This is a genomic window from Methylocystis sp. Se48 (assembly GCF_056269425.1).
Window position 1 is genome coordinate 2698925 of record NZ_CM149850.1, and the last position, 19968, is coordinate 2718892.

The window sequence follows — 19968 nt, forward strand, 5'->3', positions numbered from 1 at the left end:
CGCAAGATAAAAGGGACAGCCTGCGGCTTTGTCCGGCGGTCGGTTTTTCGTTGCCCTGCAATGTATTCACACAGGCTGCGATTGCGATGCGGAGCCTCTCGCTCGTAGCAAGCCTCTGTAACAACGCGTCAATTTCCACCTCGTCTACGCTTCGCCATGTCGCGTGACGACGACATTCGCATCCGGCCCGGTCGCATCCGCTCGACGAAGCCGGGAAGAACGAGGAGCTTCGTATCGCGCGTGCTGGCCGCGACGCAGAAGGCCGGCGGCCTGCATCGTTCGGGCGCGCGCGGAAATGGGCGCGCCGCCTTCGGCCGCGGCCGGGCGGCGAGCCTCTCGGCGCTACGCGGCCTGACCTCCCATTCACGCGGCGTTGTGATTAAGGCGCGCGTCGTTCGACATGGTCCGAAGTCGGCGCCCCTCACCGCGCATCTTTCCTATCTGCAACGCGAAGGCGTCACCCGCGACGGCGCGACCGGGCGAATGTTTGATGCCGCTGGCAACGAGGCGGATGCCCGCAGCTTCGCGGGGCGATGTCAGGGCGACCGTCATCATTTTCGGTTTATCGTCTCGCCAGATGACGCCCAGGATCTTTCCGACCTTCGCGCCTTCACCCGTGACCTCATGAGCGAGATGGCGCGTGATCTAGGGACCAGACTCGACTGGGCGGCAATCGACCACTGGAACACCGAGCATCCCCACATCCACGTCCTGGTGCGCGGCCGAGGCGATGACGGCGGCGATCTCGTCATCAGCCGCGACTACATCAGCAGGGGTCTTCGCGCCCGCGCCGAGCAGCTTGTCACCCTGGAGCTCGGGCCCCGCAGCGAGCAGGAGATCCATCAGGCGCTCGAGCGGCAGGTCGACGCCGACCGCTGGACCCCGCTCGATCAGGCGCTGGCGCTGGAAGCACGCAAGCAGGATGGCCTCGTCGACTTTCGGCCGAACACCGGTCAGGAGCACGATGTCGAACGCTCAACGCTGATCGCTCGCGCGCGCAAGCTCGAAAAACTTGGGCTCGCCGCGCCGCTCGGCCCCGGCCAGTGGATGATCGGCGAGGACGCCGAGAGCGTCCTGCGCGCGCTCGGTGAACGCGGCGACATCATCAAGCGCATCCATCGCGGCCTGAGGGAGCGGGGCGTCGAGCGGGCGACCGCCGACTTCGTCTGGGATAGCGACGCGCGCAGCGAGCCAATTATCGGCCGCCTCATCTCGCGGGGTCTCGACGACGAACTGAAGGGCTCGGCCTTTGCGATTATCGACGGCGTCGATGGCCGCGCGCATCACATTCGGCTCAAAGATCTCGACGCGACCAGCGACGCCGCCCCCGGCGCCATCGTGGAGGTCAGGCGACTTCCTCCTCGCGACGGCGGGACGCCCCTTCTCGTCCTCGCCGTTCGATCCGATCTTTCGATCGAGGAGCAAATCAACGCGACGGGCGCGACCTGGCTCGATCGACGCCTCGTCGCGAAGGAACCTATGCCACTATCGGAATCGGGATTCGGCCGCGAGGTCCGGGACGCCATGGAAGTGCGCACCGACCATCTTGCCGCCGAAGGGCTGGTCCGCCGCCAGGGCCAGCGCCTTGTGTTCGGCCGCGATCTTCTCGACACACTTCGCTCGCGCGAGCTGAATGAAGCTTCCACCCGGCTCGCGGCACAGACAGGCCTTCCACGCCATGACGCCGCCGAAGGCGAGACCGTCGCCGGCGTCTATCGACAGCGCGTGACTCTTGCTTCGGGTCGTTTCGCCATGATCGACGACGGACTTGGCTTCAGTCTCGTCCCGTGGTCCCCGTCGCTGGAAAAGGAACTCGGCCGGCAGGTGTCGGGCGCAATGACGCCTGGGGGCGTGGATTGGAGCTTTGGCCGGAAGAAAGGGATCGGCCTGTAGCCGGAGGGACGTTGAGGCGTGCTGCCTGGATTTCCGAGCTCTCGCAGTCCTTGAGGTCTCCCGGTATTTGCGCGCGGTAGCGCGACAGGCTGCGACCCCTGATCAATTGGTCTTGCGGGCGCGAGCGACGCCCCCACAAGCTGGCGCCCATGTACGCAACCCGCATCCTCTGGGGTCAGATCCTCGTCGTCTGCGCCATCGTGCTCGCGACCACATGGGGCGCAACCCAGTGGACCGCGTGGCGGCTGGCGCATCAGCCGGAACTGGGTCCGCCCTGGATCATGCTCGGAGACTGGCGTCTCTATCCGCCTCCGGCCTTCTTCGGGTGGTGGTATCACTTCGACGCCTATGCGCCGGATGTGTTCGTCGAGGGCGCGGTCATCGCCGCCTCGGGCGGCTTCGCCTCCATCGCCGCCGCCATCGCCATGTCCGTGCATCGCGCCCGCGAAGCGAAAAATGTCGTCACCTATGGCTCGGCGCGCTGGGCGACGCAGGAAGAAGCCGAAGCGGCGGAGCTGCTCGGACCCGACGGCGTGGTGCTGGGAAGGTTGGAGGACTGTTATCTGCGCCATGATGGCCCAGAACATGTTCTCTGCTTCGCGCCCACCCGCTCCGGCAAGGGCGTCGGCCTTGTCGTTCCGACGCTGCTTACCTGGCCAGGCGCTGTCATCGTCCATGACATCAAAGGCGAGAACTGGTCCCTCACCGCCGGCTGGCGGTCGCGTTTTGGCCGCGTGCTGCTCTTCGATCCGACCAACACCGCGTCCTCCGCCTATAACCCCTTGCTTGAGGTCCGGCGCGGGCCCGCCGAGGTACGGGACGTCCAGAACGTCGCCGACATTCTCGTCGATCCAGAAGGCGCGCTGGAACGGCGCAATCATTGGGAGAAGACCAGCCACTCGCTCCTCGTTGGCGCCATTCTCCATGTCCTCTACGCCGAAGCCGACAAGACGCTCGCCGGCGTCGCCAACTTCCTCTCCGACCCCAGGCGCCCGATCGAGACGACGCTCCGCGTCATGATGACGACGAAACATCTTGGCGACGCCGGCCCGCATCCCGTAGTGGCGTCGACCGCGCGCGAGCTTCTCAACAAATCCGAGAACGAGCGCTCCGGCGTTCTCTCGACCGCCATGTCCTTCCTTGGCCTTTATCGAGACCCTGTCGTCGCGAAGGTGACGCGCCAATGCGACTGGCGCATCGCCGATCTTGTCTCGGCCGAGAAGCCGGCGACGCTCTATCTCGTGGTGCCGCCATCCGATATCTCCCGAACCAAGCCGCTCGTGCGCCTGATCCTGAACCAGATCGGGCGGCGGCTGACCGAGGAGCTGAAGTCGAAGGAGCAGCGCCGCCGCCTGCTGCTCATACTCGACGAGTTCCCGGCGCTGGGCCGGCTCGACTTCTTCGAGTCGGCGCTCGCCTTCATGGCCGGCTACGGCCTCAAAAGCTTCCTCATCTCCCAGTCGCTCAACCAAATCGAGAAGGCCTATGGCCCGAACAACGCCATCCTCGACAATTGCCATGTCAGGGTGTGCTTTGCGACCAATGACGAACGCACGGCGAAGCGCGTCTCCGACGCCCTCGGCACGGCAACAGAAATGCGGGCAATGAAGAACTATGCTGGCCATCGGTTGAGCCCCTGGCTCGGCCACCTGATGGTCTCGCGCCAGGAAACCGCGCGGGCGCTGCTGACGCCCGGCGAAGTGATGCAGCTGCCGCCGACCGACGAAATCATCCTCGTCTCCGGCCTGCCGCCGATCCGCGCCAGGAAGGCGCGCTATTACGAAGACCGCCAGTTGCAGGCGCGGATATTGCCGCCGCCGGAGGGCCAAGTAGTCGACGATGGCCTATCGGCTGTGAACCCTGCCCGCGCCAGCGAGACCGACGATTGGTCTGGCTTGCCGCTACCCAAACGCGAAGGTGGATCCGACGAAGATCCCGCCAATGGCGGCATCCGCCGCGAGCCAGAACTCCCCGAGCACGAGGACATCGCGCCGATCGAATCCACCCTGGCCCCACCGATCGAAGCTCTCACCGCCGACGAGTCGGATGACGAAGAAGCGATCAAGGCCCGGCTTCTCCTCCGTCAGGGCCGTTCGCTCGCTCGCCAGGCCGCTCTCGACCCGGACGACGGCATAGCGTTGTAAGGCAAAGCCATGGCGGCTAAACAGCGTCTCTCGGTCTATCTCGACGCCGACATGATGGCGCGGCTGGAAAATCTCGCCGCGAAGGAGCGCGCGCCGAAATCGTCGATCGCCGAGGCGGCGATCATTTCCTTTCTGACAGCCGATGACGCTGATCGCTGGGAAGCCGCGCTGACGCGGCGGCTGGACAAACTCACTCGCTCAGTGGACCGCGTTGAGCGCGACCTCGAATTCTCGGTCGAAGCGCTGGCGCTCTATATCCGCGCCTGGCTCACCGCGACCCCGCCCTTTGCCGAGGGCGCGCAAGCGGCTGCGCAGGCCAAAGGGCGAGAGCGATACGAGAGCTTCATCGAGGCTTTGGGACGGAGGCTGGCTAGGGGGCAACGACTGGCGAAGGAGGTCTCGGAGGAGGTCCAGTCAACCGTTATCGACGAGAACTCGGATGGATGAACTTGCGACGGCCCTCTCGTGCAAAACCAACCAAGATTAAAAGTTCCTAATGCTCCGCATGCCTCTTTGCCTAACACCCAACCATATTTGGCATGACTTGGCCCAGGCTTTGCTCGTGGCGACATAGTCTGATTGCCATGATGACAGGAGCGCCGGTGCACGGCCCCGACAACCAAACCGAAAAGTCAAAAGCGGCGAGCCTAGCAATGGCCTTTGGCGGCGGCGCCGTCATTGGCGCACTCGGCGGTCTGATCGGTCTCGGAGGAGCTGAATTCCGACTGCCGCTGCTCATCGGCCTTTTCGCCTTTCCCGGCCTCGAGGCCGTGATCCTCAACAAGGCCATGAGCCTCATCGTCGTGGCTTTCGCACTGCCTTTTAGAGCCGGTTCTGTCCCCTTTGGCGTAGTTGCAGAGAACTGGCCTGCAATTGTCAATCTGCTCGCCGGTAGCCTTCTTGGCGCATGGTTCGGGGCCGGCTGGGCAACCCGACTCAGCCACAAGGAGCTCTATCGCATCATAGCAATCCTACTCCTTGTGATTGCCATCGCTTTGGTGTTCGGTCACCATGCGGCCGATGCGACCCCCGCATTAACGGGTGTCGCGCAGATGATTACAGGTGTTGTCGCTGGCTTCGCGATCGGCATCGTCGCGTCGCTTCTGGGGGTAGCCGGCGGCGAGCTTCTCATCCCGACGCTGGTTCTGCTTTTCGGCGCCGACATCAAGCTCGCTGGCAGCCTCTCTCTTGCCGTGAGTTTGCCGACAATGGTCGTTGGCTTCACGCGCTACAGCGGCGACAGAAGCTTTGCCGTTCTTGGAAAAAACCGCCAGTTCGTCCTCGCCATGGCGGCGGGATCCGTCGCCGGGAGCTTTATCGGGGGGCAGATGCTGGGCTTCTTCCCGAGCTCCATGCTCTTGCCGTTGTTGGCGACCATTCTCGTTGTTTCCGCAATGAAGGTCTGGCGGCACCAATAGCTCGGATTGCGCCAGCGAGCCGGTCCATCTCTTTCAGCAAATCCAGACCCATTGACCGTACCACCATCGCCAGCAGGCGCCGCCGTGCCCACCCGGCCATCCGTAAGGCGGAACGTAGTAACCGCTGCCCCGCCAGCCGTAGCCGCCATCCCAAGCTCTGCGCCCACCCCAAACGCCACCCCTCCAATCGCAACAGCGATATCCGTCCCCGGCGAGCGTCGGGGCCGGGAGCAGCGTCGCGCCGGCTAATAGCAGGGCAAAGCAAATCCTCTTCATCTCGGCTTTCCTCAATCGGTTAATCGGGACTCGGGCTTGGCATCCGTCGACAAACACGCTTTCTTAGCCGACGGTTGCTCGGAGCGGTCAGGCAAAGCTTCTATTGGCGACCACGTCGCGATCGGCACTACGTCCACTCAGTAACCCACATGCGCATAGGCTCCTTCTTTCGCCCCATGTCCTTCAAGCATCTTCAATGGGCGCCCACGATACTGTCCGCGCCCAAAAGTGAAGCTCCCCTCCAAGCGGAGGGGATCTTGATCGCGAGCCGGCTCGATCATGACGCCCTCCTCGCCTCGCTGCAAACCTCGCGGAACGGATTAGACCGCGCCGAGGCAGAGAAGCGTTTGTTCTCAGCCGGACCAAACGCCGTAGCGCGGGAGGGAATTCCCAGTGTGTTGGAGGAGGTGTGGTCTCGCGCCAAAGGCCCCTTAAACGCTCTGCTCTTATCGCTTGCGGCGACGTCATACCTGTTGGGTGACATGCATTCGTCGGTTGTGATCACAATCATCGTTGCGCTCGCCATCGGCATGGCGTTCATCCAAGAGCATCGCTCGAACGAAGCAGCGGCCAAGCTTCGCGGCGCCGTTAAGACCATGGCAAGCGTTCGGCGCCGCGAGCTCCAGACCGAAGAGGCGTCTCAACCGAACGGTTTCCAAGAGATCCCCCTGGAAGAATTGGCGCCCGGCGACATTGTGCGACTCTCGGCGGGCGACATCATCCCGGCGGATCTGTGTCTTCTCGAAGCAAAGGATCTCTTCGTTGATCAGGCTGCTCTGTCCGGGGAATCCATCCCCGTCGAAAAATCCGCGCAAGTGGATGCGGCGGCTAACCGCGAGCTATTGAGCATCTCGAACATTTGTCTGATGGGCGGCAGCGTGGTGAGCGGCTTTGCCACAGCCGTGGTCGTGAATACGGGCGCAAAGACCTATTTCGGCCAGCTTGCAAGCCGTGTGGTATCGAAGCGGCAGCTGACAAGCTTCGAAAGAGGCGTCAATCGCTTCATCCGGCTCATGCTTTATTTCATGCTGGCGCTGGCGCCGGCTGTGTTTCTGATCAATGGATTGACAAAGGGGGATTGGGACGAGGCCCTTCTCTTCGCGCTCGCGATCGCCGTCGGGCTGACGCCCGAACTCTTGCCGATGATCGTCACGGTCAATCTGGCGAAGGGCGCGGTCGCCATGGCGGAAAAGCGCGTCATTGTGAAGCGTCTCAACGCCATTCAGAATTTCGGGGCCATGGATGTTCTTTGCACGGACAAGACCGGGACGCTCACGCAAAACCATGTTTCCCTGAGTCTCCATCTCGATGTCGAGGGGAAGACTGACGAAAGGGTGCTTGAATATGCCTATCTCAACAGCCATTACCAATCCGGCCTGAAGAGCCTCCTCGACGTCGCGGTCCTCGAGCATGTCGAGCTGGGTAAGAATGTCCATTTGAGGCATGATTATCAGGTCGTCGACGAGATTCCCTTCGATTTCTCCCGCAAGCGCCTATCGGTTGTGCTGTCTCGTGGCCAGGGAGAGGGCAACGGAAACGGCGTCACCCGGCTCTTTAAAAGGGTCTGGGGCTTTCTTTCGAGCGCAGGCGCGCATTTACTCGTCTGCAAGGGCGCCGTCGAAGAGACGCTTTCTTGTTGCGCTTTCTACGACCAAAACGGCAAGGCTATCAAACTCGACGCAAGGCGACGCAACCAAATTCTCGAGCGAACGCGCGAACTCAACGAAGACGGACTTCGCGTCGTCGCCGTCGCATATACGGGTGTTTTATACGCTCCAAAAAATTACTCGGTCCGCGACGAGACCAACCTCACTCTCCTGGGGTTTATCGCATTCCTGGATCCGGCAAAGGAAAGCACGGGTGCTGCACTATCGGCTCTGAAGGCGTCAGGGGTGAAGATCAAAATCCTCACTGGCGATAATGAGGTTATCACCCGGAAGATTTGCCGTGACGTTGGCCTGGAAGCGGATCGTATTGCGCTTGGCTCGGAAATCGACAAGCTGTCGGATGAGGGCCTCGCCGAACTTCTCGAAGGCGTGACGATCTTTGCCAAGCTTTCTCCCGATCAGAAGGCGCGCATTGTCAGAGCGCTTCACCAAAAGGGCCACGTCGTCGGCTTTCTAGGTGACGGGATTAATGACAGCCTGGCGCTCAAGGCCGCAGATGTGGGAATTTCCGTCGATACGGCCGTCGATATCGCAAAAGAATCCGCCGACATCATCTTGCTGGAAAAGAGCCTGCTCGTCCTGCAGCAGGGCGTCATCGAGGGGCGCAAGATTTTCGGCAACATCGTCAAATATATCAAGATGGGCGCCAGCTCGAACTTCGGTAGCATGTTCAGTGTCCTGGGCGCGAGCTTGCTCGTGCCGTTCCTGCCCATGTTGCCGATCCAGGTCCTGACCAACAATCTTCTCTATGATTTTTCTCAGACCGCGATTCCAACCGACGATGTCGATGAGGAATACCTCGCGGCGCCGCGGAGATGGGAGATTGGCAACCTCTTCAAATTCATGATTTTCATCGGGCCTATCAGCTCGATTTTTGACTACTCGACCTTTTTTGTGATGCTTTACGTCTTCGACGCCTGGAGTAACGCCGCCTTGTTCCAGACAGGCTGGTTTGTCGAATCGCTCCTGTCACAGACCCTGATCATCCATATCATTCGTACCGCCAAAATCCCCTTCGTCGAAAGCCGCGCAAGCAACGCCCTTATCGCAACTTCATTGATCATCAGCGCAATTGGCGTCGCGTTACCCTACACGCCGATCGGGGAAGCGCTGAAATTCACGCCGCTGCCGCCCCTTTACTGGCCGATCCTTGCCGGCACGCTGGCGGTGTACGCGGCTTTAACCCAGTCGGTGAAAGTCTGGTTCGTAAGGCGCTGGGGCCTTTGAAGCACGTCCGGCGGCCGATCAAGGCGGCGTTTGCATGATCGTTCCCTCCGGAAGCGCGTCTTCAGGCACACAAAACATGGCGCGCGCCAAGCCGTATGAGCGCTGGTAATGAGCATCCAACCGCTCGTCCATTTCAGGGTCGTAATCGGGATTGACGCAGAGCGTCTTGCCCCGAGGGTAACTCAGCGCCTTGCCATCCCGGACAACAAGATGGCCGTCTTTGAAAAGATACGCAGCATTTCGGAACATCGCCGCCTTATCCCCTTGCATCTTGTAGACAGAGATATCCGCGACGGCGCCTGCGGCAAGCTCCCCTCGATCATTGAGGCCGTAAAGCTTTCGCGGCGCAGCCCGCGTCATTGTCGCGATCTCAAAGAGCGTATATTCCCGCTTGATGGAGGGGAGCGTCGTCATCTCCAAGACCTCGGGAGGCAATCTCGACATCCATTGGGCACGCCGATCCGCGCTCATCAATAGGGCGAAAACCTCCGGATAAGTCGTGAAAGGCGCGCCATTTGGATGATCGGTTGTAAAAAACACCTGCATCGGATCGGTTGTCAGCAAGAAGAGCTCTAGTCCCGCAGCCCACTGAAGGGCGTTGTAAAAATCCGAGATTCGATAGGCATAGGGAACCACGCCGAGACCATTGGCGTCGCCATCGAAAATCACCCCCTTCTTCGGCCTTCCGCTCGGCAGGCTGTTGAGTTGCTTCATGACATCCGTGGAAATTGTGACGGTTTCCGCGAACATCACCTGACCGACGTCGATCGTAACGTTCCTATTCTGATTGACCTTTTCGGCCAGCAAGGCCGCCGCGGAGGAGAAGCCATTTTTTCCCTCCTTCCCATATGCATAGAACTGGGCGTGAGCGAGATGCAAAGGAACGCCCTCCGCGGCGTCAATAGTCTCGAGCGCCGTCGCAATGTTCCCGGCAAGCCCGAGATTGCTCATATGCAGATGTAGCGGATGAGGTATGCCTGTCTCCGCCACGCCGCGCTGCAATCGAGCAAAAATCTCGCGCGCGGTAACCCCATATTCCGGGACTTCGTCATCCAGAGAGAACGATCTTAGATTTTGCTTGCAGGCGCAGACGCCACCGGGATTGGCGCATTTGATCCCAATGGCGCGGGTAGCGGCGAGCGTCGCGCCGACGTAATCCCCGATCGCGCGATCGCTCTCACGAGCACGCAGGGCGTCGAGCAGAAAGTCGTCATTACCGAGAAGGGTCAGGAAGCCCTTATCGATGATCGGAATGTCCGCGAGCTCTAAATGCGCGTGCAAAGCGTGATGCGGCAAGATTGCCGGTTCAATCACAGTTGTGTAACCGAGCTGAGCATACAGGCGCCCGGTCTCGAAAGCGGTCCACCCGGCATTAGAGAGCGGCGTTCCAAGGGGCCGGCGCGCGTGTGCGGCATGGGCTTCCGGCAGCAATAGCCTCGCTGTGCTCACCCCGCTGCCCGCGATATGCGAATGCGGGTCGATGCCGCCCGCCATAACGACATGACCGGAAACGTCGAACACCTGCTCAGCCTGATCGTGAAGCGGCTTCTCGACGATCCGGCCGCCATCAAACCAGATGTCGCCTACGCCGTCGATACCGTTGACCGGGTCGATGACGTGGCCTCCACGCAAGCATGTGAGCATCACGATCTCCTATAGCGGCGGCCCTAATAGCCAGGCCCCTAGCCGAATGGCGATTTGAATGTGGAGCAAGCCCCGAGTTCAACCTCGATCTCGAGCAGACGATTATATTTGGCGATGCGCTCGCTGCGACAGGCCGATCCTGTCTTAATCTGTCCGCCCCCCATGGCGACGGCGAAGTCTGCGATGAAGGCATCTTCCGTCTCGCCGGAGCGGTGAGAAATGACGAAACCCCAGCCGGCTTCGCGGCACAACGCGATGGCTTCAATGGTCTCGGTAACGGTGCCGATCTGATTGAGCTTGATCAGCACCGCATTGGCCGCGCCTTCGCCTATCCCCCGCGCGATGAAGGCAGGGTTAGTCACGAATACGTCGTCGCCAACAATCTGGATGCGGTCCCCTTGGGATTCTGTCTGTCGCGCGAACCCCGCCCAGTCATTTTCGTCGAGCCCGTCCTCGATCGAGACGATAGGATAGGAGTCAATCCAGGTCTGGTAGAGCCCGATCATCTCCTCCGTGGTTTTCCGCCCCAGTCCTGATTTAGATAGGTCGTAAGCTTTCCCGTCCCAGAATGAACTCGCGGCCGGATCGAGCGCGATCGCAATGTCTTTTCCTGGCTCGTAGCCCGCGGCGTGAATAGCTTCGACGATCACCTCACATGCTTGCTCATTGCTTTCGAGGTTCGGCGCAAATCCACCTTCGTCACCAACCGCGCTGTTGAATAGCCCTTCGAGGCCAGAATTTGTGCGAGAGCGTGAAATGTCTCGGTTCCGAAACGAAGCGCTTCAGAGAAACTCGGCGCGCCAATCGGCATGACCATGAATTCTTGGAAGTCCACCGAGTTGTGGGCGTGCTTGCCGCCATTAATGATATTCATCATGGGGACCGGAAGACGTCTCGCGCCGGCTCCGCCGAGGTAGGCATATAGCGGCAAGGCTGACGCTTGGGCGGCGGCGCGGGCGACTGCCATCGAAACGCCGAGGATCGCATTCGCGCCCAGTTTCGCCTTGTTGGGCGTTCCATCGAGCTGCAACATCCGTGAGTCGATTTCGGCCTGGTGGGTCGGATCCAGCTCCTTGATCTCGGGAGCGATCGTCTCATTGACGTTTTTTACGGCTTTCATCACCCCCTTGCCGCCGTAGCGTGCTTCGCCGTCCCTGAGTTCGACCGCTTCATGTTCGCCTGTCGAAGCGCCCGACGGCACCGAGGCTGTCGCAACGACCCCGTTGTCCAGGGTCACGCTCACCCTGACTGTGGGATTGCCTCGCGAGTCGAGGATCTCTAGCGCACGCACCGCTTCAATTTTTGCCATCAGACTGGCTCCTTCTCGGTTACGACCGCACTTCAGAATCTTCCAGGGCCTTGTCGACCTCCGCCTCATGAGCAGGCGTGTGCAAGATCGCTTCGTCCTTGGGAAGAAGATGGCGCGGCAGGTAGAACTTGTTGGCGATGAGCGTCGGAAGCACTGCTGTACCAATGATCGCGGCGACAAGGGTCGAATATTGCGCGTCATCGATGATCTTGTTGGAAAGCCCGAAAAGCGCAGATATGGTTCCGAAGGTGAGGCCCGACGCCATGAGCAAGGTTGTATACATGGCGTCCTTGTGTGGCGCGTTGAACGCCCTCGCCACCGGGTAGACGCTGACGATCTTCGTGATCATCTCGACAAGAATAAACGCGGCGACGCCAAAGGGAGCCATAAGCACCGTCGGGATCGACACGAAATAGCCGGCGCGAATGAAGTAAAACGGCGTCAGCAGTCCAATCGTGATAGCGCGTAGGCGCTTGACCAGAGCGGCATCCCGTCCCACGCTCCCGGCAAGCGCCATCCCAATCAGATAGGCTGGGAGGACAGCCTCACTGCCGGCCCAGACGGCGAGCGCGCCAAGGCCCATCAGGCAGAAGAGCAGGAATTTGGACTCGAATTCAGAAGGCTTGCCGCCGAAAATCGCGTAAGCGCGCGGCGTGATTTTTGGGAGGCCAACAAAGGCGCCGGCAAGGGTTACCGCGAAAAGCAGCGTCTTCCAGGTAAAGGGCGCGAAGACAAGGCCGAGCGTAATCACGGTTCCAAGGTCGGTGATGAAACAAGCCGCGAGGATCGTCTTACCGAACTCAACCCGGTTGAAGCCGTATTCCATCATCACCGTGTAAACGACGGCGACAGACGTCGCGGCCAGGGCAATGCCCGCCAGAAGCGCGGCCGAGCTGTCCCAGCCAAGGAGATAGTGGGCGGCAGCCCAACACCCTACAGCTGGCAGCAGAAAGCTCGCAACTCCGATAGCCGCCGCCTCCTTCCACTTCATTCTAAACACGTCGGGGTCGAGTTCCGCGCCGGCAAGGAACGTCAGGAATATCGCTCCGATCCCTGCGAAAGCCTTCACCCAGGGCTCTTGCACGCCAAAGACCGAATATTCGCCTAATGTCGCCAGCAATGAGCCGGCGACCATTCCGACGATGATCTCCACCAAAGCGGTTGAGAGCCGGTATCGATGCGCGATCACGCTGGCGATAAGCGCCAGCGCGAATACAAATGCTACTTGTCCCCAAATTCCCGCCATTTTGCTTCCCTCCCTAGGTTATTTGACATGTCAGCACATCACCCGAGCAACATCAGCATGCCGGCCACAACGAGCATGGATTCGATAAGAGTGCGAAACGTCTTCGCGTCGATGCGATTGACGATCTTTTTGCCGAGATACGACCCGCACAGGAGCCCTGCGCCGACAGCAATCCCCGAAGTCAGAGACGTTGGTTCGATCGCGGCAAAGCGCCCGTAGACCAGTGACTTGGTCAAATGGACCAACACGGCGCCCATTGCTTCCGTGGCGAGATAAGCCCCACGTACGAGGCCGTATGCGACAAAAAAAGGCGCGTTGACAGGACCAACGGTCCCGACCACCCCCGACAATAGACCCATTGCCGCACCAATAGGGAGCAGATGCCAGAGTTTAACTTTCATCCCCGCGCTGGCAAGAAAACGCGATGCTGGGATCGTCATCAGGATGAAGAGGCCGAGCGCGCGAGTGACCCAGGAAGCGTTGATTGAAACAAATATCATCGAGCCCAGAACCGCACAGGGAACCGCACCCGAGGCGTATACCGCCACGGCGCGCCAATCTGTTTCACGCCACGAAAACAAGACACGGGAGAGGTTGCCGATAAGCGCGGCGATCGTCAGTATCGGCACTGTTTGGGCGGCGCCAACCGCGAAAGACAGGACCGGCGCCAGAATCACGGCGCTCCCGAAACCAATGGTGCCGCCGACCGTCCCTGCAAAGACAGAGACCGACGAGATCGCGAGCCATCGCAAGACATTATCTGGTTCACCGATGTATTGTGCGATGGAGTCGATCGGCGGCATCGCGCTTCAGCCTTGGTAAGCGACAAAAATCGCACCGACTGCGATGAGAGCAACGCCAAACCAGTGACGAGGCGTCAAATGTTCTCCCAGTACGACGGCGCCGAATATCGCGACTAGAACGACGCTCAACTTGTCGATCGGGGCGACCTGCCCGACGTTACCCAGTTTCAATGCTCGGAAGTAACAAACCCAAGACCCGCCGGTCGCCAACCCTGACAGGAAAAGGAAGAGATAGGTGCGTCGAGAGATCGAATGAGGGGCCTGCCACTGCTCCGTCGCAGTCAGAAACGCTGCAAGCGCGCACAGAATCACGATCGTGCGGACAAACGTCGCGAAGTCTGAATTGACGTTCTCGACGCCGATTTTTGCGAAGATCGCAGTGAGTGCAGCAAATACTGCGGACAAAAGCGCCCAGAATTGCCACGAACCGAGATAAAGACCCATGTGCTCTTCCTGCGTTCTAGAAGGCCCCGTGCGGTGTCATTCCCTGACTTCCGCATGGCGGTGTCGCATAATGCGGGGCAAGCTGAGATCGACTACTGAAGCGAAGAGGTGCTGCACGAGATTATAAAAAATAATCGGCAGCATTACCTGAGGATGATCCGCTAGTGAAACAGAGGCAAGGACGAGGCCGGAACCGTTGTTGTTCATCCCCAAGCCAAACATCAAGGACGCAGCATCGGAACGGTTCGTCTTGAGAAAGCGCGAGAGGATAAGTCCGCTCCCGAACCCTGCAATGCAAAGCAAGCCGACGATAAGGGCCACGATGACGAGGAAATCGGCGTCCGGCGCCGCAACCACGTCTGGCAGCACTAATGTCGCATTGGAATAATTTAGCAGGAAGAGGACAAAGAAATTGACGAGCTTCAGATACGGAAGGATCAGAGAAAATCGCTGGTCGCCTATGAGTTCGCGCTGCGCTATGCCTAACAGCGAGGGCGTAATCACCCAAACTCCGAGAAAAGAAGCGGCTTCACCAGATGCCAGCTCGTGCAAATCTTCCGAATAATCGCCCGTCGTGAGGAAGCCAACGGCGTGAAGGATGATCGGCGTGGTCAGTGGGCTGAGCGCTGTCGTCAGGAGAACCAATCCTAGACTGATGACGAGATCGCCACTTGCGTTTTGAGCCCACGCTGTGGAGGCGCCGGCAATCGGCATTGCCGCGACGAGCGCAAGACCAACCAACAACTGCTGGACCTCCTCGGGGTTATGCCACATCGTCATCGTCGCGCTAATCGCGAGGATCATGGACAAAGGGGCCGCAAGGTTTCCGAAAAGCCCTGCAAAAATTATCCGAGCCTTTGGCTTGGCGTTCCGAAGCTGCTTTAGAGAGACGCCGAGGCCAGCGTTGAACAAGAGCGCGGCGAGCAAAATCGGCGGGAAATTTAGTTTAACGTCCCCGAGTGGTGTCGACATACTCCCCAAATCCACTCGACGCAGCCAGAGTCCGAAATGGGGCGTGATCGCCGCTGCGAAATAGGAAAAGACGATAATCCAGATGAAATATTTGTGGAGGAAGTGCACCGCCGCACTCGCCCAGTTGCCGTTTCCCATTGTCATTTCGGGGACCCTTTCAGAGAAGCATGCTATTCACTGCCGCGGCCAGAATGTTCGTCACTCAACGCGCGCTCACTTCGTGGCCCAACGCACAACTTTGATCCAGTTCCCCGGGAACGCGGACAATGTTCTTCTTGACGATTTCGTCGGCTCGCGCCATTGCCTCTACGAGGTCCTTGTCAAAAACCCCAGTCGAATATTCGCCCGCCGATGTTTTGACGACGGAGGCGTTCATCGGCTTTCCTTCGGCGCTGACATTTATGGACGTAACCGTCGAGAGACCCGGGCGTAGGGGCGTCCTTTTGAGTTCTTCCGGGTCGATGGCGATACGCACTGGTACGCGCTGCACTATGCGGATGAAATTGCCGGTGGCGTTATCTGGCGGCAAGGTGGCGAAGACGCTGCCCGAGCCTGGCACGAGGCCTTCCACCGTTCCACTGAAAGTTACGCTTGATCCGTAGAGATCAACTTTTATGATCGCCGGCTGGCCGGGTCTTATCCGAGCCATGCGGTTCTCCCACAAATTAGCCTCGACCCAGAGATGGTCGAGGGGCACGATATTCATGATCTGGTCGCCAGGCCGCACGCGCTGTCCGACCTGGACGCGCCGCTTCGCGACATAGCCAGTGGCTGGCGCGCGAATGCTTTGTCGCAAGAATTCGATATAAGCGTCGTCGAAGCGCGCCTTTGCGAATTCGACATCCGGGTGCGTTGTTGGCGTCACGCCGCCAAGTCGTGACTCCATCGCCTGATATTCTGCACGGGCTTCCCGGAGATCGGCCTCCTGCGCAGCTAGCGTATCTTCGGCATTCTGTAGCATCTGGCCGGAGGCCGCGCCGCTTGTCGCCGCCTTTTTGTAGCGCGCAAGATCATGGATCGTTCGTTCGCGAACGGCGGCGCGAGCCGTTATTTTCTGGCAGATCTGCCGTCGGTTGGCGAAGAGCGCGCCAACGTTTCGCACCGCGCGGGCGAGTTCTGCCTCAGCTTGGCCGAGCGCGGCCCGGGCGCGCTGTTCGTCAAGTTCGACGAGCACCTCGCCTTTTTTAACGAGCTGGGTTTCTTCGGCAAGAACCTTTGCGACGACGCCCGTCGCATCCGCCTGCACCGGAATAATATTGCCGCTGACAAACGCATTGTCCGTGGTCACCCAGTCGCGATCATAGGTCAGATAGCGGAAGGCGGCCGCCAACACGCCGACAGCGACGCCCACGGCCAAAGCCTTGAGCAGGAAATTTCGGCGAGCGCGAATCTTCTTTCGGGCGAGCGGCACGCTCGTCTGTTCCACGGTCAAAATCAGCCTCCCCCCAGTGATTGAACAACGTCAACCACCGCCGTAATCGGATCGGTCTCGGGCGCCGGTCTCGGCTCATAAGCTTGGGGGCCTGCGTCGTAACCGCCACCCAGAGCCTGCATGAGATCTACCGTTGCTATCAGTCTGTCGCCTTCAATGCCGCGCTGGATGAAGACAGCGTCCAGCGTGTCGGCGTATAGCTGTGCGAATTCCCGCCGATCTTGCAGGCCGCCCTGAAGCCGGATGCGGGCAAGCTGAACAGCAGCGCGGCGCGCCTTGATGAAGCGCCCTTGCGACTCGTACTCCGCCTTGGCCCGCTTCAGGGTGGCGAGTGCGTCCGCGACCTGCTGCGCGGCGGTGAGCAGCGTCTCATTGTAAGTATCGACCGCCTGGTCGTAATCAGCGCGCTGGGTTTCGAGATTGCCGGTGAGCTTGCCACCCTGAAAGATCGGCAGATGCAACCCCGGCGTGACGCTGTAGACCATGGCGCCGGGGTTGAAGAGGTAGCCGCCGAGCTTGGCGAATTGGGTGGAGCTGACGGAAGCCTCAAGCCCCGCCGAGACCGAAAGGTCAATCGAGGGCAGGAATAGGGCCTTGGCGGCATGAATGCGATCCGCCCAGGCTTCGGCGCGGCGCAGCGACGCCATGAGGTCCGGACGGTGGGCGAGCAATTCGATCGGGAGTTCCCTTGGAAGAGCGGGCGGCGCCGGCGCGACGCTTTGCCTTCTGGCGAAGAGGCCACGCGCCACGTCGGGCCCCTCGCCCATCAGGCGCGCGAGCGCGTTTTCCTGAATCTCGATCGCCGCCGTCAGCGAGGCCTCGCGGCGAACCGCCGCCTCTTCGTTGCTCCGCGCGATTTGGACGACGTCAAGGATTTCGATGCCGGTTTGGTAGCGCGTTTCGGCGAGCTGGCGCAGCTCGCGGCGCATGCCCGTCAACTCTTTGGCGAGCTTGAGTTGCTCCGCCAGGATATAGCCGCGCAGATAGGCGCGCGCGACGCTCGTCGTCAGCAATAAGCGAGTTTGTTCGAGTTCGCCCGCCTGCGCCAGCGCGTCGCCGATGGCGGCGTCGAGCAAGGCGCGGTTCTTGCCCCAGAAGTCCAGCTCCCATTTGGCGGAAATCGGATTGAGGAAGGCGGTGGATTTTTGTTTTCCTCCCTGCAGCGGATTGAGTCCCGCGGCGACGCCATGCTCGGCGTAGCGATACTGCTTGTAGGAGAGATCGGCCTCGACATAGGGCGTCAGGCGCGAGCCTGCGATGTCGACCGCCGCCTCGGCGTCTTTCAGGGTGTCGGCGGCTTTTCTCAAGCCTTGATTGTCCCGCAGGCATTTCTCCATGATGCGGTCGAGGTCAGCGCTACGGAAGGATTTCCACCATTGCACCGTCGGCCAGCCGTTTTCGGAGCTAACGCTCTTCACGCCCGACGCCGCGATCGTTCGCTTCATCGGCGGCGGCTCCATGAATTCGGCGCGTTGTTCCTGCGCCGTGGGCATGCAGCCGCCCAACGACGCGACCGCCGCTGCTACAGGGATGGACCTGTGTAAGCGGCGGATCATGCTTTGCCCATTTGCGTTGCGACAGAGCATCAGGGCTCTTCCATCAGTTCTTCAGCGCGGAGAAGCTTTAAGCTTGGTTTCGGCGACGGCGCCTTGGGTTTTGCCAACCAAACCAAAATCGCAAGGCCAGAGAAGGCTAGCGCCCCGGTGAGGAAAGCGTCGTTGAGTCCCATAAGCAGCGCTTGCTGGCGGATCAGGCGAGAAACCTGCGCCCGCGCGACGGATTCGCTCATGCCCAACGCTTGCAGCTTGTCCAAAAGCTGCGGGAGAAGGTCGAGCGACGGGAAACGCCTGCCGCCGAGTTGATCAGCGAGGTCCAGTTGGTGGAAAGGCGTTCGGCGGAACTGCATGACCCCTTGCAGGGTGATGCCATAGGCGCCGGCGGCTGTGCGCAACATCGCAAGCTCCTCTGCGGCGCGGATCAGTTGCGAGCCCGCAAGACCTTGGACCGCGATGGCCGCTGGGGGTGCGAAGAACGTCGCCAGGAAGAAGCCGAAGAAAGTCATCGGCACAGTGATCTGGTCGAACGACGCCGGCTTATCGAACAGGCCCAGCCAAGTCATGGTCACCGAGAAGCCGAGGAAATTCAGGCTGGCGAAGAGGCGTAAATCAATGTGGCGGACGAGCAAGTGCACTACGGAGACGAGAGGCACGGCGAGCAGGGCCATGGTAAGATAGACGACCCCAGCGCCTGACGAAGTGTAGCCGAGCAGCAACTGAAGCTGTCCGACAAAGACCGACAGCATGCCCTGAATGAAGAGGAAGCCGACGACGGAGCAAAAAGTCGCGACGGCGTAGTTGCGATGAGCGAAGAGGCGAATGTCCAGAACGGGGCGCCGCTCACCCAACTCCCAGATGATGAATGTCGGGAGAGTGATGACGACGGCGATCAGGACGATTGTCAGAAATGTTGACCCGAGCCAGTCGAAGTCGTTGCCCTGATTAAAGATAGTTTGGATCCCGACCAGGGTGACGGCGATCAACAGCACGCCGACGGTGTCGAAACGCGTGATGCGCCGGCTGTAAGGGCGGCCATAAAGCAGAGCGCCAATAACTCCGGCAATGAGCAAGCCAAAAATCACATTTGAATAAAACAGCATCCGCCAGTTGAAATACTCCGCCCAGAAGCCACCCATGAAGACGCCAAGGGTGAAAGGGGCCATGCTGAGCACGCCCCACCAGGCGACCCCGTAGGTGCGGTATTTCTCGGGGAGTTCATTTAGGACGAGGCCCTGGCCGATGGGGAGAAGCACCCCGCCCGCCAGTCCCAGCAGGAAGCGCGCCGGCACGAAGAACCAGATGGTTTCGCTCCAGGCGCAAGCCAGGGAAAAAATCGCATAGGCGATGAAGGCGGCGACATAAACCCGGTAGTCGCCATACCGCGCCGACAGCCAGCGGGCGAAAGGCAGGCCGAGCACAATCCCCATCATGTGGTCGGTCGTCGCCCAGGTGCCGAAACTGGGCGTGACGCCTTGGAGGCTGCCGGCCGCGTAAGGGGCCAGGACCGTATAGCCGGGCACATTCGAGAGGGCGATCACGTTGCCGCCAGCGAGCGCGGCATTGAAGAGGACGAATCGCCAGCCGGTCAGCCGGTCTTGCTCAACGGCCGTCATGTTCCCGCCCAATCTGAGCGAGAGTAGCGCCATTTCAGGCGTAATCGGAGGGGAAACAGGGGCTTATTCAGAGCGGACTCCTAGCGTGCATGCGCAAGCAGGAGTCATCAGCCCCAAGGGCGGTTACAAGGCGAACTCCATCGCCTTTCCATTTTATAAGCCGCAGGGAAGTATCCTTGTCAATCATCTTGACTGGCGAATCTCCGCGCCGCTCCGTAGTCAGACTACTGATCGGGACGCGGGCGTCGTCGAGATTGAGGACTCGGAAACAAACTAGACCGTTGTCCCGAGCAAAAAGGCGTCACGGTTAAGATCTAGATAACC

13 protein-coding genes, 1 pseudogene and 1 riboswitch are annotated in these 19968 nt (G+C 60.3%); of the genes and pseudogenes, 5 read left to right on the forward strand and 9 right to left on the reverse strand.

Annotated features, from left to right (window positions below):
- Positions 1-156: 156 nt before the first annotated feature.
- The 5 genes from ACV959_RS13210 (at position 157) to mgtA (ending at position 8625) form a co-directional block, all read left to right on the forward strand.
- Positions 157-1893 carry a relaxase/mobilization nuclease domain-containing protein gene (locus ACV959_RS13210; RefSeq protein ID WP_475737047.1) on the forward strand — a complete coding sequence of 579 codons (1737 nt, stop codon included), beginning with the start codon at positions 157-159 and terminating at the stop codon, positions 1891-1893.
- A gap of 149 nt (positions 1894-2042) precedes the next feature.
- Positions 2043-4037, forward strand: coding sequence for a conjugal transfer protein TraG (locus ACV959_RS13215; RefSeq protein ID WP_475737048.1), 1995 nt, complete (start codon positions 2043-2045; stop codon positions 4035-4037).
- 9 nt (positions 4038-4046) lie between these two features.
- Positions 4047-4484 carry a ribbon-helix-helix protein, CopG family gene (locus ACV959_RS13220; RefSeq protein WP_475737049.1) on the forward strand — a complete coding sequence of 146 codons (438 nt, stop codon included), beginning with the start codon at positions 4047-4049 and terminating at the stop codon, positions 4482-4484.
- A 140-nt stretch (positions 4485-4624) separates the two neighbouring features.
- The gene (locus ACV959_RS13225; protein WP_475739665.1) at positions 4625-5455 is read left to right on the forward strand and encodes a sulfite exporter TauE/SafE family protein; all 831 of its coding nucleotides are present in this window, start codon (positions 4625-4627) and stop codon (positions 5453-5455) included.
- A 452-nt stretch (positions 5456-5907) separates the two neighbouring features.
- Complete coding sequence (mgtA, locus tag ACV959_RS13230) at positions 5908-8625, forward strand: magnesium-translocating P-type ATPase (protein ID WP_475737050.1); 2718 nt, start codon at positions 5908-5910, stop codon at positions 8623-8625.
- Positions 8626-8643: 18 nt separating this feature from the next.
- On the opposite strand, the gene ACV959_RS13235 is transcribed toward mgtA, so the two are convergent.
- From ACV959_RS13235 to ACV959_RS13275, 9 genes and pseudogenes are all read right to left on the reverse strand, one after another.
- Positions 8644-10269 carry a formylmethanofuran dehydrogenase subunit A gene (locus ACV959_RS13235; RefSeq protein ID WP_475737051.1) on the reverse strand — a complete coding sequence of 542 codons (1626 nt, stop codon included), beginning with the start codon at positions 10267-10269 and terminating at the stop codon, positions 8644-8646.
- A gap of 38 nt (positions 10270-10307) precedes the next feature.
- Positions 10308-11578: pseudogene (eno, locus tag ACV959_RS13240) on the reverse strand (phosphopyruvate hydratase).
- Between the two features lie 19 nt (positions 11579-11597).
- A complete protein-coding gene (locus tag ACV959_RS13245; RefSeq protein ID WP_475737052.1) occupies positions 11598-12824 on the reverse strand; it encodes a cation:proton antiporter in 1227 nt (408 codons plus the stop codon).
- 38 nt (positions 12825-12862) lie between these two features.
- A complete protein-coding gene (locus ACV959_RS13250; protein WP_475737053.1) occupies positions 12863-13627 on the reverse strand; it encodes a sulfite exporter TauE/SafE family protein in 765 nt (254 codons plus the stop codon).
- A 6-nt stretch (positions 13628-13633) separates the two neighbouring features.
- Positions 13634-14071, reverse strand: coding sequence for an EamA family transporter (locus ACV959_RS13255; protein ID WP_475737054.1), 438 nt, complete (start codon positions 14069-14071; stop codon positions 13634-13636).
- 36 nt (positions 14072-14107) lie between these two features.
- Positions 14108-15187: a bile acid:sodium symporter family protein gene (locus ACV959_RS13260; RefSeq protein ID WP_475737055.1), complete on the reverse strand. Its 1080-nt coding sequence runs from the start codon at positions 15185-15187 to the stop codon at positions 14108-14110.
- Positions 15188-15245: 58 nt separating this feature from the next.
- On the reverse strand, positions 15246-16469 hold the full coding sequence (locus tag ACV959_RS13265) for an HlyD family secretion protein (RefSeq protein ID WP_475739666.1): 1224 nt from the start codon (positions 16467-16469) through the stop codon (positions 15246-15248).
- A gap of 8 nt (positions 16470-16477) precedes the next feature.
- Complete coding sequence (locus ACV959_RS13270; RefSeq protein WP_475737056.1) at positions 16478-18061, reverse strand: efflux transporter outer membrane subunit; 1584 nt, start codon at positions 18059-18061, stop codon at positions 16478-16480.
- A complete protein-coding gene (locus tag ACV959_RS13275) occupies positions 18061-19644 on the reverse strand; it encodes an MFS transporter (RefSeq protein WP_475737057.1) in 1584 nt (527 codons plus the stop codon). The genes ACV959_RS13270 and ACV959_RS13275 overlap by 1 nt, the downstream gene beginning before the upstream one ends.
- Positions 19645-19735: 91 nt before the next feature.
- A riboswitch (Fluoride riboswitch) is annotated at positions 19736-19798 on the reverse strand.
- Between the last annotated feature and the right edge of the window lie 170 nt (positions 19799-19968).